The organism is Ideonella aquatica (assembly GCF_018069755.1).
Lineage (GTDB): Bacteria > Pseudomonadota > Gammaproteobacteria > Burkholderiales > Burkholderiaceae_C > Ideonella > Ideonella aquatica.
Genome location: NZ_JAGQDE010000027.1, coordinates 19,424 through 33,283, shown reverse-complemented (window position 1 = coordinate 33,283; position 13,860 = coordinate 19,424). Strand labels below are relative to the sequence as shown.

Annotated in this window: 14 protein-coding genes and 1 riboswitch; of the genes, 7 read left to right on the top strand and 7 right to left on the bottom strand. The window is 67.8% G+C overall.

Features of this window, described 5'->3' with window-relative positions:
* Window positions 1–8: 8 nt before the first annotated feature.
* From nusB to ribD, 4 genes are read right to left on the bottom strand one after another with little or no spacing between them, the layout of a single operon-like run.
* On the bottom strand, window positions 9–608 hold the full coding sequence (nusB, locus tag KAK06_RS20595; protein ID WP_210804050.1) for a transcription antitermination factor NusB: 600 nt from the start codon (window positions 606–608) through the stop codon (window positions 9–11).
* On the bottom strand, window positions 605–1,069 hold the full coding sequence (ribH, locus tag KAK06_RS20590) for a 6,7-dimethyl-8-ribityllumazine synthase (RefSeq protein ID WP_210804049.1): 465 nt from the start codon (window positions 1,067–1,069) through the stop codon (window positions 605–607). Before ribH ends, nusB begins: the two co-directional genes overlap by 4 nt.
* A gap of 13 nt (window positions 1,070–1,082) precedes the next feature.
* Window positions 1,083–2,180, bottom strand: coding sequence for a bifunctional 3,4-dihydroxy-2-butanone-4-phosphate synthase/GTP cyclohydrolase II (gene ribBA, locus KAK06_RS20585; protein WP_210804048.1), 1,098 nt, complete (start codon window positions 2,178–2,180; stop codon window positions 1,083–1,085).
* Between the two features lie 17 nt (window positions 2,181–2,197).
* Complete coding sequence (gene ribD, locus KAK06_RS20580; protein WP_210804047.1) at window positions 2,198–3,307, bottom strand: bifunctional diaminohydroxyphosphoribosylaminopyrimidine deaminase/5-amino-6-(5-phosphoribosylamino)uracil reductase RibD; 1,110 nt, start codon at window positions 3,305–3,307, stop codon at window positions 2,198–2,200.
* Window positions 3,308–3,454: 147 nt separating this feature from the next.
* On the opposite strand from ribD, the gene KAK06_RS20575 reads away from it, so the two are divergent.
* The 7 genes from KAK06_RS20575 to KAK06_RS24300 all read left to right on the top strand — a co-directional run bounded on the left by KAK06_RS20575 (window position 3,455) and on the right by KAK06_RS24300 (window position 10,874).
* Window positions 3,455–4,045: a type II secretion system protein gene (locus tag KAK06_RS20575; protein WP_210804068.1), complete on the top strand. Its 591-nt coding sequence runs from the start codon at window positions 3,455–3,457 to the stop codon at window positions 4,043–4,045.
* A gap of 75 nt (window positions 4,046–4,120) precedes the next feature.
* Window positions 4,121–4,711 carry a GspH/FimT family pseudopilin gene (locus KAK06_RS20570; RefSeq protein ID WP_210804067.1) on the top strand — a complete coding sequence of 197 codons (591 nt, stop codon included), beginning with the start codon at window positions 4,121–4,123 and terminating at the stop codon, window positions 4,709–4,711.
* Window positions 4,702–5,274 carry a type IV pilus modification protein PilV gene (gene pilV / locus KAK06_RS20565; protein WP_259373644.1) on the top strand — a complete coding sequence of 191 codons (573 nt, stop codon included), beginning with the start codon at window positions 4,702–4,704 and terminating at the stop codon, window positions 5,272–5,274. Before KAK06_RS20570 ends, pilV begins: the two co-directional genes overlap by 10 nt.
* Complete coding sequence (locus tag KAK06_RS20560) at window positions 5,274–6,137, top strand: PilW family protein (RefSeq protein ID WP_210804066.1); 864 nt, start codon at window positions 5,274–5,276, stop codon at window positions 6,135–6,137. The genes pilV and KAK06_RS20560 overlap by 1 nt, the downstream gene beginning before the upstream one ends.
* Window positions 6,138–6,175: 38 nt before the next feature.
* Entirely contained in the window at window positions 6,176–6,694 is a 519-nt protein-coding gene (locus tag KAK06_RS20555; protein ID WP_210804045.1) for a pilus assembly PilX family protein, read from the top strand.
* 32 nt (window positions 6,695–6,726) lie between these two features.
* Entirely contained in the window at window positions 6,727–10,404 is a 3,678-nt protein-coding gene (locus KAK06_RS20550; protein ID WP_210804044.1) for a pilus assembly protein, read from the top strand.
* Between the two features lie 11 nt (window positions 10,405–10,415).
* Entirely contained in the window at window positions 10,416–10,874 is a 459-nt protein-coding gene (locus tag KAK06_RS24300; RefSeq protein WP_210804043.1) for a type IV pilin protein, read from the top strand.
* Window positions 10,875–10,901: 27 nt separating this feature from the next.
* On the opposite strand, the gene nrdR is transcribed toward KAK06_RS24300, so the two are convergent.
* The 3 genes from nrdR to KAK06_RS20530 form a co-directional block, all read right to left on the bottom strand.
* Window positions 10,902–11,345 (bottom strand): transcriptional regulator NrdR, encoded by a 444-nt coding sequence (gene nrdR / locus KAK06_RS20540; RefSeq protein ID WP_210804042.1) that lies wholly within the window; start codon window positions 11,343–11,345, stop codon window positions 10,902–10,904.
* Between the two features lie 25 nt (window positions 11,346–11,370).
* Window positions 11,371–12,621: a serine hydroxymethyltransferase gene (gene glyA / locus KAK06_RS20535; RefSeq protein WP_210804041.1), complete on the bottom strand. Its 1,251-nt coding sequence runs from the start codon at window positions 12,619–12,621 to the stop codon at window positions 11,371–11,373.
* A 62-nt stretch (window positions 12,622–12,683) separates the two neighbouring features.
* A riboswitch (ZMP/ZTP riboswitch) is annotated at window positions 12,684–12,822 on the bottom strand.
* A 35-nt stretch (window positions 12,823–12,857) separates the two neighbouring features.
* On the bottom strand, window positions 12,858–13,736 hold the full coding sequence (locus KAK06_RS20530) for a lytic transglycosylase domain-containing protein (RefSeq protein ID WP_210804040.1): 879 nt from the start codon (window positions 13,734–13,736) through the stop codon (window positions 12,858–12,860).
* Window positions 13,737–13,860: the final 124 nt, after the last annotated feature.

The following is a 13,860-nucleotide window of genomic DNA, read 5'->3' as shown; positions in this document are numbered from 1 at the left end:
AGACGGGTTCAGCCCCCGCGGGCGGCCGCCACTTCGGCGGGACGCAGCTGCGCGGCGGCCTTGTCCAGCACGCCGTTGACGTACTTGTGGCCGTCGGTGCCGCCGAAGGCCTTGGCCAGGTTGACGGCCTCGTTGATGGCCACGCGGTAGGGCACGTCCACGCAGTGGGCCAGCTCGTAGGCACCGATCAGCAGCGCGGCGTGTTCCACCGGCGAGAGCTGCTCGGTTGGCCGGTCGACATAGCGGCGCAGGGTTTCGTCGAGCTGCGGCGCGGTCTCGATGCAGCCCGACAGCAGGGCATCAAGGTGAACCGCATCGCAGGTCTCGAACTCGACCTCGGCCTGGCGACGGATCTGGGCCTGCACGTCCTCGACACTGGGTTCGTCCGCGGTGGACAGCTCGGTGCTGCCCTGGGTGGACAGGCGCTCGATGATGGACTGCAGCGCGAACTCGCGCACCTCGGGCAGCAGCGTGGACGGGTCCTGGCCATTGAGCAGCCAGCGGTAGAGCCCCTGCAGCGCATAGGCGCGGGCCTGGCGGCGCGCGGCAATGTGCTGCTGGTGACCGGGGTCGCGCGGCGCGCGGGCGCCGGTTTTCTTGCCGCTCATGGCAGCGCGTCCAGCAGGTTGGCCATCTCGACGGCCACGCGGGCGGCATCGCGGCCCTTGTCCTCGGCGCGAGCCCAGGCCTGGGCCTCGTTCTCGACGGTGAGGATGGCGTTGGCGATCGGGATCTGGTGGTCCAGCGACACCCGGGTGACACCGGCACCGCTCTCGTTGGCCACGAGTTCGAAGTGGTAGGTCTCGCCGCGGATGATGCATCCCAGCGCGATCAACGCGTCGAAGTCCTCGCTGTCGGCCAGGGCCTTCAGGGCCACCGGCACCTCCAGCGCACCGGGGACGGTGACCAATTCGATGTGGCGCTCGGCCACGCCCAGCGTGGCCAGCTCGGCCAGGCAGGCTTCCGCCAGCTTGCGGGTGATGTCGTCGTTGAATCGGGCACGGACGATGGCGATCGACAGCTCGTGGCCGTCGAGCGATCCGGCTTGGCCCTGGTTGGCGCCTTGCATGAAATCCTCGTGTTCAGTCGGCAGCGACAAAGCCGCTCACTTCGAGCCCGAAGCCGGTCATGCTGGGCATGCGGCGCGGGCTGCCGAGCAGCTTCATGCGGGTGATGCCCAGCTCGCGCAGGATCTGCGCGCCCACCCCATAGGTGCGCAGGTCCACGCTGGGGCGCGGTGCGGCGCCGGCGTCCTGCGGCAGCAGCTGTGCCAGCAGGCCGTCGGCCGATTCGCGGCCGCAGTTCAGCAGCACCGCCACGCCCTGGCCGGCCTGCTGCAGCCGCGCCAGGGCCTGCGGCAGGCCCCAGGAATGGCGGTTGCTGCCGGCGTGGTCGAGCAGGTCGACCACGGTGAAGGGCTCGTGCACGCGCACCAGCACCTCGTCGCCGGGCGCCCAGCGGCCCACTGACAGGGCCAGGTGCACGCCGCCGGAGTGGTCGCGGAAGATGTGCGCATCGAACTCGCCCTGGGCGGTGGTCAGGCGGCGCTGGCCGGCGTGGGTGACCAGGGTCTCGTGGCGGCTGCGGTGGGTGATCAGGTCGGCGATGGTGCCGATCTTCAGGCCATGGGTCTTGGCAAAGATTTCCAGGTCGGGCAGACGGGCCATGCTGCCGTCGTCGTTCATGATCTCGCAGATCACGGCGGCGGGGCTCAGGCCGGCCATCGCGGCCAGGTCGCAGCCGGCCTCGGTGTGACCGGCGCGCATCAGCACGCCGCCGTCCTGGGCCTGCAGCGGGAAGATGTGGCCCGGCTGCACCAGGTCGGAGGCGCGCGCATCGCGGGCCACCGCGGCCTGCACGGTGCGGGCGCGGTCGGCGGCGCTGATGCCGGTGGTGACGCCCTCGGCGGCCTCGATCGACACCGTGAAGGCGGTGCCGTGCGAGGTGCCGTTGCGCGCCGTCATCGGCGGCAGGCGCAGGCGTTCGCAGCGTTCGCGGGTGAGCGTCAGGCAGATCAGTCCACGCCCGAAGCGGGCCATGAAGTTGATCGCCTCAGGCGTGACATGGTCGGCGGCCATGACCAGGTCGCCTTCGTTTTCGCGGTCTTCCTCGTCAACGAGGACCACCATGCGACCGGCCGCCAGTTCGGCGACCAGCTCGGGAACAGGGGAAATCGGCATCGCCCGGATTGTAGGCGTCAGCGGCGCAGGCGCAGGCGCAGGTCGTCTCCGACCCTGGTGAGCTCATGAAACCGCCAGCGCATGGCGGTGTCCAGGCCGGGCAGCGCCGCCAGTTGCGCCAGTGGCCGGCCTGGCCCGAGCAGCACCGGCGCCTGGTACAGCAGCAACTCGTCGACCCAGCCGCCTTGCAGCCAGGCGCCGGCCAGCGTGGGGCCGCACTCCAGGTGCAGCTCATTGCAGGCCAGCGCGTGCAGGTCGGCCAGCACCGCGGCCAGATCAATGCGGCCGTCCACCAGCGGGCAGGGCACCAGCGTGGCGCCGCGCTCGCGCAGGGCCTGGGCGGCGGCGCTGTCGGCGCTGGCGGTGTAGAGGCGCACCGGCGAGCCGCCCGCGGCGAACAGCCGCGCCTGGGGGGGCGTCTGCAGCCGGGTGTCGACGATCGCCCGCAGGGGCTGGCGGGCGATCGCCACCTCGCGCACATCCAGCCGCGGATCGTCGGCCAGCACGGTGCCCACGCCGCACAGCACCACGCCGGCGCGGGCGCGCCAGGCGTGGCCGTCGGCACGCGCAGCCGCCCCGGTGATCCACTGGCTGCGGCCATCGGCCAGGGCGGTGCGGCCGTCCAGCGAGCTGGCCATCTTCATCCGCACCCAGGGTCGGCCGCGCTGCATCCGCGAGAAGAAGCCGATGTTCAACTCCCGCGCCTGCTCGGCCAGCTCGGCCGGGCCCCACTCGGCGCGGATCCCGGCGGCAGCCAGCCGGGCCATGCCCTGGCCATTGACCAGCGGGTTGGGATCGCCCACGGCTGCCACCACGCGGGCCACGCCAGCCGCCACCAAGGCATCGCAGCAGGGGGGGGTGCGGCCGTGGTGGGCGCAGGGCTCCAACGTGACATAGGCGGTGGCGCCGCGGGTGGACTGAGCGCGGGTCTGGGCGTCGCGCAAGGCCATCACCTCGGCATGCGGACCGCCGGCTTGCTGGGTGAAACCTTCGCCAATGACCTGGCGGCCATCCGGCGCCACCAGCACGCAGCCCACACGCGGATTGGGCTCGCTCAGGCCAATGGCGTGCCGGGCCAGCGCCAGGGCCTGGCCAAGGTGGAGGGCGTCGAGGTCTGCAGCGTGCATCGGTAACGGGGTTGCGCGGCGATTGTCCCCCCTTCAGAGGGAGGGACGCGCGGCCGCGCTCGGTGCAGGATCGCGGTGCACCCCCAACGCCGACCTCGGCACCGGGTGCCAGCGCTGCAGTCGATGGCGCGATCCAGGGAGACGTCCATGAGGTGTTCACGTGGTCTGCACCAGCGTCGGCGCGCTCGCGTGGGTGCGGGTTTCGGCCTGCTGGAGCTGCTGATCAGCCTGGCGGTACTGACCATCCTGGCCTCGGCGGCCGTGCAGCCGGCGCAACAGATGCTGCGCGCTCGCAGCGTTGACCACGCGGTCGAGGGCATGGTGTCGGCGCTGGCCCGCGCGCGCGCCGAAGCCATGGCCCGCGCCGAGGTGGTGACCGTCTGCCCGCGCGATCCCCAGGCCGGCGACGCCGCCGCGGTGTGCGCCAACAGCCTGGAATGGAGCGCCGGCTGGCTGGTGTTCGTCGACCGGGCGCAGCGCGGGCGGCTGGAGCCGAACGACCTGCTGCTGCAGGCCATCCAGCCCCCGCCCCATCCACCGCGGGTGCTGGCCACGCTGCGGCGCATCAGCTTCATGCCCACCGGGATTTCGCTGAATGCCGCCTCCCACATCGACTTCGTCCCCGAGGGCAGCGATCCGGCGGCGCCGGACGTGGTCGGTGCCCGCCGGGCCTGCGTCAACAAGCCGGGCCGGCTGCGCCTGCTGTCCCGGGTGCTGCCCTGTGCGGGTTCGGTATGACCGTTCGTCGCCGTCCGGGGGCCTTTTGTCCGGCGCTCGCGTCAAGGCCCGCGGCACCCGACCGACAATGGCGGTATGAGATGCGTCGCAATCCGTCCAGGGTCACCGGCTCCCCACACGGGCCGGGGATTCACTGTCATCGAGCTGGCCGTCACGCTGGTCGTGCTGGCCATCCTGGTGGTGTCCGCCGTGCCCTTCATGCGGGATTTCGTGGGTGGCCGAATCGCCGAGTCACAGGCCGAGGAGCTGGTCTCGTCGTTGCGCCAGGCGCGCAGCGAGGCGATGAAGCGCTTGGTCGAGGTCTCAGTCTGTGCCGGCAAGAACCTCGACACGGCCGACGCCCAGTGCTCAGGAAGCAAGACCTGGAGCCAGGGCTGGATCAGCTTCATCGACTACAACAACAACGGTGTCCGCGAGACCGACGAGCCCGTCCTGCGGGTGTTTTCCGGGCCGGCCGGTCTCAAGTCGGCCGAGGGCAGTGCCCAGTCGCTGACCGTGGCGCGCACCGGCATCCTGCTGCGCACCGACGGCGCCGCGCTGCCCAGCGACGCCCAATCCTGGGTGCGTTTCGCCCCGAACAGCGGATCCGATCGCTCGGCGCGCACGATCTGCGTGAACCGGCAGGGCCGGGTGGCACTTTTCAAGGGAGCGGTGGCATGCGCCTGATTGCGTCGACAGCCCATCGCCAGCGGGGCGCTTCATTGATCGAGGTGCTGGTGTCCATCCTGGTGGTTTCGCTGGGCGTCGTGGCCATGGGCGGCCTGCTGGCGTCCGCCACCCGGCTGGGCAAGGCCAGCGAGATCCGCGCCGTGGCCAGCCTGATGGCCTCGGACATCGCCGACCGCATGAAGGCCAACGTCGGAGCCGCCCGAGCCAGCATGTACGACCACACCGACGCCTTCGTCAGCCCGCCGCCGGAGCCGGCGCTGGTGAACTGTGCTTTGCCGCTGAATTGCCAGCCCCAGGAGCTGGCCAATCAGGACATGGCGCAGTGGCGACGGGCGCTGTTGCACGCGCTGCCCTCCGGTACCGGCTACGTGCGCTACGACGCCGGAGCCCAGGACGCGGCTGGCGGGGCGGTGGATGTCTGGGTGGCCTGGCTGGATCCGTCAGCCCTGTCGGTGGGCGCCTTCCAGGATATCGACAGCTTGAACGCCAAGAACTGTCCGCCAGGGTTCAGGGATATCAATCCGCAGCCCCGCTGCATGTACTTCCGGGTGGCATTGTGATGAGGACCACGGACATGCGCCGCAGCTCGGGCCAGGGCGGCTTCACGCTGGTGGAGCTGATGGTGTCCTTGATGGTCGGGATGATGGTCGTGGCTGCGCTGCTGGCGGGCTACTTCGCGATCTCGGTCAGCAGCCGCCACACGCGCGCCCTGACCCAGATGACCGAAGACGCCAGCGCCGCGCTCGGGGTGTTGCGCACCCACGTGGCCCAGGCCGGCTACAGCCGCCCCGTGGGCGTGACCACGGACGGCTTCCAGCGCGTCTACGCGGGCGCCGCGGTGATGGGTTGCGACAGCAGCTTCAAGGACGTGACCGCCGCCATTGGCGCGCTCGCCTGCGCCGACGTGACCGGCAACGATGCGCTGAAGGACGCAGTGTCGGTGGCCTACGAGGCAGACGTGGCCAACTCGATCGCTTCCGCCGGCGTGCCGCTGGACTGCCTGGGCAACGCCCTGACCATCATCGGTACCGGGACCAATGCCTACTACCTGAACACCAGCACCTTCTACATCAGCAACGGCGTCGATGGGCGCGGTGCGCTGTTTTGCCGCGGCAGTGGCGGTGGCACGCCCCAGACCCTGGTCGAGAACATCGCCGACCTGCAGGTGCTGTACGGCATCAGCACCAGCCTCACGGCCAACCCGGTGACGGTGGCTTACTACGGCAAGGCATCGAACGTGAACATGGCCAACGTGGTTGCCGTCCGGCTGTGCGTGGTCGTGATGAGCAGTGACGAGGTCATGGACGACAAGACGCCCTACTACGACTGCAGCGATACGCAGGTCACGCCCGCCGACAAGCGCATGTACCGGGCCTTCCGATCGACCGTGCTGCTGCACAACCGCCTGAAGGCCAACCTGTGAAGCCCACCCAGTTTGCGCGCCGCCGCGGCGCCTCTTCCTTGCACCTTGCATCCCGCCAGCGCGGCGTGACGCTGATCATTGCCCTGGTGATGCTGGTCGTCATCGGCCTGGCGTCGGCCGCCGTGATGCGCAGCTCGCTCACCTCCGACGTGGTCTCGAACAACGCTCGCCTGCATACGCTGGCCCAGCAAGCGGCCCAACTGGCGCTGCGTTTCTGCGAAACCCAGGTCGAGCGCGACTCCAAGGACTGGCTGGGCGGATTCACCATCCACGCAGCATCGCCGGGCGATCCCTACTGGCAGACCTTTGCCACGTGGCAGGGCGGTGCGGCGGTCGAGGCCGTCAAGGTCCCTGGCAGCGTGCTGGCCTCGGCCGACAGCAGCTTCACACCGACAACCACGCCGCAATGCCTGGCCGAGTGGAGCACCGCGGTTCCGGGCACCAAGTCCATCATCGTCACTGCACGAGGCTTCAGCCCCGATTACGACCAGACCGACACCGGCCGTCAGACCGCCGGCTCCGTGGTCTGGCTGCAGTCCACCCTGCGCATCAAGTGAGGCGCAGCATGCCCGCATCCAGAGAGGCCCGCATGAACCGATCCCATCCCCTTCAGGCCTGGACCCTGGCCGGTGCCACGCTGTTGGCCGCCGCCACGCACGCCTGGGCAGAGCCTGCGCAGTCGCCGCTGACGGCCCGCAGCGCTGCACCGCCGCTGCCCAACCTGATGCTCACGATCGATGATTCGGGGTCGATGCTGTTCGACTTCATCCCCGAGGAGAGCTTCACGATCAATGGCAAGAGCGTCATCATTGCCACCTCGCCCAGCGACGTGAACCAGCGTTTCTGGCCGGTGGGCTACCCGAACGACAAGCGGCGCTCGCCCTACCGTCAGTGGACCGACGGAAAGTGGTACACCTTCTCCTACATCGTGGGCGGCGTTGTCACGGCGCTGGGGCCGAGCAAGGGCTCGGTGTTCGAGATGCAGTTCCGCTCGCCGGACATCAACGCGCTCTACTACAACCCCGATATTTGGTACAGGCCCTGGAAGAACGTCGACTCGCTGCCCAACGACATGGCGAAGGCGACCTACAACAACGCCCGCCTCGATCCCGTCTTTGATTCGTCCAGTGTTCTGAACCTGAGCAAGACGATCTCAAGCAAGCAGAACTGGTGCACCGGCTACAAGGTCTGTGACGCCGATCCCACTTCACGCAGCTTCAATCCGGCCATTTATTACCGGCTGAAGAACACGTCGGTTGACCCCAACCTGAAGACCTCTTACACCTTCTACAACCTCAACACCACCAACGATTCCGTCGAGCCTTATGCACCGGCCGTCAAGCACCCGAACCGCAAGGACTGCGCGGGTTCACGCTGCATGCAGGACGAGGAACAGCAAAATTTCGCCAACTGGTTCACCTACTACCGCCTGCGCGAGACCATGAGCAAGGCGGCCATCAGCCGCTCGCTGGTTGACTACCAGGACAAGATCCGCGTGGGCTGGGCGCAGTTCAACGCCGCCAACAACAGCACGACCAAGACCCGGGTGCAGCAGGGTATCCAGCCCATGACGGCCGACCAGCTCAAGACCGTGCTGTCGGGCATCCACCAGATCTCGTCCTTCGAAGGCACACCGACGCGATTTGTGCTGGACGACATCGGCGCGTATTTCCAGATGGACAACGAGAACAGCCCCTGGCTGACCCGTCCTGGCGTGGCTGGATCCGGCTTGCTGACCTGCCGCCGCTCGGCGAACTTCCTGCTGACGGACGGCTACTACAACGATGCCTACACGGGCACCGCCGGCGACGCCGACGGTACGGATGGCCCGGACTACGGCAGCTTCAACCCTGACAAGTACGCCCCCACGCAGTACACCGCCGCGTCGCCGTACAAGGACGGTTCGTCGGCGTATTCCAACACGCTGGCCGACGTCGCGATGACGTACTTCAAGAAGGATCTGCAGACCAGCATCGACAACCGTGTGCCTCCGGTGCAGGGCGACATTGCCTTCTGGCAGCATCTGACGCAGTACACGGTGGGTCTTGGCGTGGTGGGCACCCTGGACTCGACATCGGCCAACAAGGCGGCGACGCTGGCCAAGATCAAGGCGGGCCAGTTGAACTGGCCCGATCCGGCGGCGGGTTCGGCCCAGAAAGTGGACGATCTCTGGCATGCCGCGGTCAACACCGGCGGTGACTTCTACTCGGCCAAGAGCTACGAGGACCTGTCCAAGGCGATGCGGGACGCGATCGGCAAGGCGATCTCCAAGACCGCCAAGGAGGCCGGCGTGTCGCTGAACTCCTCCACGAAGGTGCAGGGCAGCTACAAGTTCGTGCCGAAGTACCAGGCCGTCTCCTGGTACGGTGACCTCGAGGCCTATCAACTGACTGATGTGGGTGCCGAGATCGGGATTCCGGTCTGGAAAGCCTCGCAGCCAAAAACGGCCACCGGCAAGCCGATCGACTGGGCGGCGCGCAACCTGCTGGTCTGGAATCCCAATGTGGGCAAGGCAAGCGCGTTCACCTACGCCAGCATGGGCGCCTTGAACATCAGCGCGATGAAGATCGATGCCAGTGTGGATGTCGCCACGCTGACCGATTGGGTGCGAGGCGATACCAGCAATGAAGCGGCCGACAAGCCCTACCGCACGCGCAGCGGCAACCGCTACCCGGACTTCGTCAATTCGCCGCCGCTTTACGTCAAGGATCTGGCCAAGTTCGATTACTCGGGCATCGAAGCCGGCTACACCAGTTACCTGGCTTCCAAGAGCAACCGCAGCAAGGGCGTGGTGTTCCTGGGGGGCAACGGCGGCATGCTGCACGCCTTTGACAGCGACACCGGTGACGAACTGATGGGCTTCCTGCCCTCGGTGGGTCTGCCCAAGCTGGCCAAGATCGCAGCCAAGGACTACGGCACCGAATCGAACTTCCACCAGTTCGTGGTCGATGGGCCACACATCGAAGCGGATGCCTACATCAAGACCCGCCGCGACGCCACAGCCAAATGGGCCAATGTGGTGGTGGGCACCATGGGAGCGGGTGGCCGAGCCATCTACGCGCTGCATGTGCCCACGACCAACCCGACCGCGCTCGATGCCGACACCGTGCTGTGGCAGCGCTCCAGCGCCGACGACACCGACTTTGGCTACATGATGGGCGACGTGGCCGTGGGCAAGATCCAGAGCGGCACAGGGGGCTCGGCCTCTGACGGCTGGAAGGTCTTTGTCGGCAACGGCGTTGACAGTACCGATGGCAAGGCGGTGTTGATGGTCATCGACCTGTCCACGGGTGCCGTGGACAAGGTGGTGCTCGACAGCACTGGCGGCAATGGCGCCATGGGTGTGTCACTGGTCAAGGACGAGCTGGGCGCCGTGGTCGCCGCTTATGTGGGCGACATGAAGGGGCAACTCTGGCGTGTCGAGTTCGGCTCAGCCACCGACAGCGCCACCTGGACGGTGGGCTATGGGAACAAGCCGCTGCTCCAGGCCGTGGAAGTTGACGGCGTGACCCCTCAGGCCATCACCAGTGCGCCGCTGAACATGCCATTCAAGTTTGGCAATGGTCAGCTGGTGGTCTTCGGTACCGGTCGCCTTCTGAACGAGTTGGATGCCGATTCGTCCCGTCAGCAAACCATCTATGGTGTGTGGGATCCCACGCCGGCCAAGTCAGCGACCGACAGCCTCCCCAGCCCCTATTTCGGGTCGGGCGACATTCGAGGCGTGCTGTCCAAGCGCACCCTGGGTGCGTCGAAGCAGATCACGGTGGGTGATGTGACCTACACCGTCTACCCGATCGAAGGTGAAGAGATGGACTGGGACGTCAAGAAGGGCTGGTACCTCGAACTGACCCAGACTGGTCAGCGCGTCATTTACCCGGTGCAGCCGATCTTTGATGACTACATCTTCGTGCAGAGCATGGTGCCGGCACCCAAGGCGGCCGAATGCGAGATCACGAGTGGCTCGGGCATGAACTTCATCTTCCGTGCCCACGAAGGCCTGCCGCCCAAGGATCCCATCGTGGACACCAACCGCGACGGCAAGTACGACGAGAACGACGTCAACTTTGGTGCTTACGATGTGTCGGCAGACGGCACTGACGGTCTGGTTGTGCCGCCGGACAGCGAGTGCATCGACGGCTTCAAGATCGTCTGGGACTTCAGCACCGATCCGCGCGGCAAGGCGATCCGCCTGGCCTGTGGCGCCACGGCGCCGCAGGTCCTCGACCGCGTCTGGCGCGAGATCGTCAACCCGCCCCAGCCCAAGTAAGGACCGGCAGCATGACCCTCGAATCTTCGTCCGGCCCTGGCGGCCGTCCCGCCTGGCGAGCCCGCCAATCGGTCAGGGGTTTCACCCTGATCGAGGTGATGATCGTCGTGGCCATTCTCGGCATCCTGGCGGCCTTCGCCTACCCGGCCTACACCGAGCAGGTGGCCCGCGGACGCCGCGCTGGGGCGCAGGCCGGACTGATGGAAGCAGCCCAGTGGATGCAGCGCTACTACGCAGCGCTCAACACCTACAAGGATGCCGACAAGAAGCTGCCCGACTCCTACAAGACCCTGCCCAGGGACGGTGGGGCCAAGACCTACTCGGTCGAGGTGGTGGTGGGTGCCGATGAGCGCAGCTACACCTTGACCGCCAAGCCGGTGTCGGCCGATGCCAAGTGCGGCAATCTGACACTCAACGACCTTGGCCAAAAGGGCAGCCAGTACAGCGATGTGCCCACCTGCTGGCGATGAGACCGGCCGGGCGCATGGCGCCCGGCCTCAGATTTCCTTGATCAGCCGGCTGAACTCGTCCACGTCTTCGAAGCTGCGGTAGACCGACGCAAATCGCACATAGGCCACCTTGTCCAGGCGCTTGAGCTCGCGCATGACGAGCTCGCCCACGCGAGTGGACGGCACCTCGCGCAGGCCGCTGGCCAGCAGCTTTTCCTGGATGCGCTCCAGCGCAGCATCCACCTGCTCAATGCTCACCTGGCGCTTGCGCAGCGCCAGGGTCATGGAGGCGCGCAGTTTCTCGGGGTCGAACTCCACGCGGGCGCCTCCGCGCTTGACCACCGCCGGCAGCGAGATTTCGGCCCGCTCGTAGGTGGTGAAGCGCTTCTCGCAGCGGTGGCACTTGCGCCGCCGGCGCACCACGTCGCCCTCGTCGGACTCCCGGGTCTCGACGACCTGGGTTTCGTCATGTCCGCAGTAGGGGCAGCGCATGGCTGGCTCCGCCTGTGCCGGCTGGTCAGCGGTAGACCGGGAAGCGGCGGGTCAGTGCCGACACCTGCTCGCGCACGCGGGCGATCGTGGCCTCGTCGTGCGGGTTGTCCAGCACGTCGGCGATCAGGTGGGCGGTCTGACGCGCTTCGTCCTCGCCAAAGCCGCGCGTGGTCATCGCCGGGGTGCCCAGTCGGATGCCGCTGGTGACCATGGGCTTTTGCGGATCGTTCGGGATGCCGTTCTTGTTGCAGGTCATGTGGGCGCTGCCCAGGATGGCCTCGGCCTCCTTGCCGGTCAGGCCCTTGGGACGCAGGTCCACCAGCATCACGTGGCTCTCGGTGCGGCCGCTGACGATGCGCAGGCCGCGCGCCTTCAGCGTCTCGGCCAGCACGGCGGCGTTCTTCACCACCTGCTGCTGGTAGGCCTTGAACTCGGGGCTCAGTGCCTCCTTGAAGGCCACCGCCTTGCCGGCGATCACGTGCATCAGCGGGCCGCCCTGGATGCCCGGGAAGATCGCCGAGTTGATCTTCTTGGCCACCTCCTCACCGCGCATCAGGATGATGCCGCCGCGCGGGCCGCGCAGGCTCTTGTGGGTGGTGGACGTCACCACATCGGCGTGCGGCACCGGATTGGGGTAGACGCCCGCGGCCACCAGGCCGGCGTAGTGCGCCATGTCCACCATGAAGTAGGCGCCGACAGCCTTGGCCACCTGGGCGAATCGCTCGAAATCGATGCGCAGCGCGAAGGCCGAGGCGCCGGCGATGATCAGCTTGGGCTTGTGCTCCTGGGCCAGGCGCTCCATCGCGTCGTAGTCGATGTCTTCCTGGGCGTTCAGGCCATAGGACACCACCTTGAACCACTTGCCTGACATGTTCAGCGGCATGCCGTGGGTCAGGTGGCCGCCTTCGGCCAGGCTCATGCCCATGATGGTGTCGCCGGGCTGCAGCAGGCCGAAGAACACCGCCTGGTTGGCCTGCGAGCCGCTGTTGGGCTGCACGTTGGCGTACTCGGCCCCGAAGAGCTGCTTGGCGCGGTCGATGGCCAGTTGCTCCACCACGTCGACGTTCTCGCAGCCGCCGTAATAGCGCTTGCCAGGGTAGCCTTCGGCGTACTTGTTGGTCAGCTGCGAGCCTTGCGCAGCCATCACGGCCGGCGAGGTGTAGTTCTCGGAGGCGATCAGCTCGATGTGCTCTTCCTGGCGGCGGTTCTCGGCCTCGATGGCGGCGAACAGCTCCGGGTCGACACGGTCGATCGTCGATTGGGTGCGGTCGAACATGGATGTCATCCTTGTGTGGCGTGGTGCGGCCCGGCGCGATGGACGCTGCACAGCGGCCATCGGCGGGTTGCCCAGGCGAACGGCAGTTCAGGGCGGCATCGCATGCCGGCCCCCGCGCTCCCCGGTGGTGATCCACCTCGCAGCGGACGCCACCCGCGGGGGGGTGGCCGTCACGCCCTGTCGCCAGTCGCGCGTGAGTATTGGACGGTCAGCCTGCAGTGTAACGGCTCAGCCGCTCAGCCGGCCAGCGCCACCTGTTCGCGCACTGGCTCGGCAGGCATCGGGCTGCTGGCGGACTCGGCAGCAGCCGGCGCGCTGGCCGTGCTGGGCACCGCGATCACGGTGTTCGGCGCCGTCACTGGCACGTTCTGTCCGGCCGCCACCGCGATCAGGTGGCGGTGCTCCGACAGCACCTTGCCGGCGTAGCCGCCGTCGTCATCCAGGTTGGCGGCGCCCACGTAATAGCGCAGGCCGCCTTCCAGCGAGCCGGCACGGGCGATGCATTCGCGCAGCACGGCCACACCCACGCGCAGGTTGCTCACCGGGTCGAAGGCGGCCAGGCGCCCACCCATGGACTCGTATTTGTCATTGTGGATGCGGGTCATCACCTGCATCAGGCCCTGGGCCCCCACCGGGCTCTGGGCGAACGGGTTGAAGCCCGATTCGATGGCCATGATGGCCAGCAGCAGTGTGGGCTCCAGGCCGGCGCGTTGGCCCACGCTCCAGGCTTCCTGGACCAGGCGGGCCACCGGCTCCGGCGCCACACGGTAGCGGCGCGAGATCCATTGCGTGACGGCCGCTTGCGGCCGGCTGAGTGTGTGCAGCTCGGTGGCCAGCGTGCGGACCAGGGCCGGATCGGCCGGCGTGTCCAGCAGCTCGGGACCTTGCCGTTCGGCGTGCCGCTCCTGCAGCCAGCCCAGGGCTTGCTGCTCGAAGCTGGTGCGCAGGTCGGCGCGACCGGCCACAAAGGCCACGGCGGCCAGCACCAGCAGGCCCAGCAACGCCAGCATGTTGTGGCTGACCTCGAGCAGACCACCGCCCACGTCGCGCAGGAACACGCCCGCGCTGTGTCGGCCAGCCTCGGTCACGTCCTTCCACCAGTGTGAAAAGCGCATGTCCATCCTTTCGTCTGTACCCCCGGTGGCCAGTGCGCCCACGCCCCTGTGTCGGGGTGGCCGGTGGTGATAATCAGTGGTCGCGCGCCGCAGCGGCAGGCCATCGTGGGCCGTGTGTTCGCAG

Bases quoted from the DNA above. Each gene is read 5' to 3' on its own strand.
- KAK06_RS20570 (WP_210804067.1), top strand. From the start codon at position 4,121: ATGAGATGCGTCGCAATCCGTCCAGGGTCACCGGCTCCCCACACGGGC.
- glyA (WP_210804041.1), bottom strand. From the start codon at position 12,621: ATGTTCGACCGCACCCAATCGACGATCGACCGTGTCGACCCGGAGCTG.
- KAK06_RS24300 (WP_210804043.1), top strand. From the start codon at position 10,416: ATGACCCTCGAATCTTCGTCCGGCCCTGGCGGCCGTCCCGCCTGGCGA.
- ribBA (WP_210804048.1), bottom strand. From the start codon at position 2,180: ATGCCGATTTCCCCTGTTCCCGAGCTGGTCGCCGAACTGGCGGCCGGT.
- nusB (WP_210804050.1), bottom strand. From the start codon at position 608: ATGAGCGGCAAGAAAACCGGCGCCCGCGCGCCGCGCGACCCCGGTCAC.
- nrdR (WP_210804042.1), bottom strand. From the start codon at position 11,345: ATGCGCTGCCCCTACTGCGGACATGACGAAACCCAGGTCGTCGAGACC.
- KAK06_RS20550 (WP_210804044.1), top strand. From the start codon at position 6,727: ATGAACCGATCCCATCCCCTTCAGGCCTGGACCCTGGCCGGTGCCACG.
- KAK06_RS20560 (WP_210804066.1), top strand. From the start codon at position 5,274: ATGAGGACCACGGACATGCGCCGCAGCTCGGGCCAGGGCGGCTTCACG.
- ribD (WP_210804047.1), bottom strand. From the start codon at position 3,307: ATGCACGCTGCAGACCTCGACGCCCTCCACCTTGGCCAGGCCCTGGCG.
- pilV (WP_259373644.1), top strand. From the start codon at position 4,702: ATGCGCCTGATTGCGTCGACAGCCCATCGCCAGCGGGGCGCTTCATTG.
- KAK06_RS20530 (WP_210804040.1), bottom strand. From the start codon at position 13,736: ATGCGCTTTTCACACTGGTGGAAGGACGTGACCGAGGCTGGCCGACAC.
- KAK06_RS20575 (WP_210804068.1), top strand. From the start codon at position 3,455: ATGAGGTGTTCACGTGGTCTGCACCAGCGTCGGCGCGCTCGCGTGGGT.
- ribH (WP_210804049.1), bottom strand. From the start codon at position 1,069: ATGCAAGGCGCCAACCAGGGCCAAGCCGGATCGCTCGACGGCCACGAG.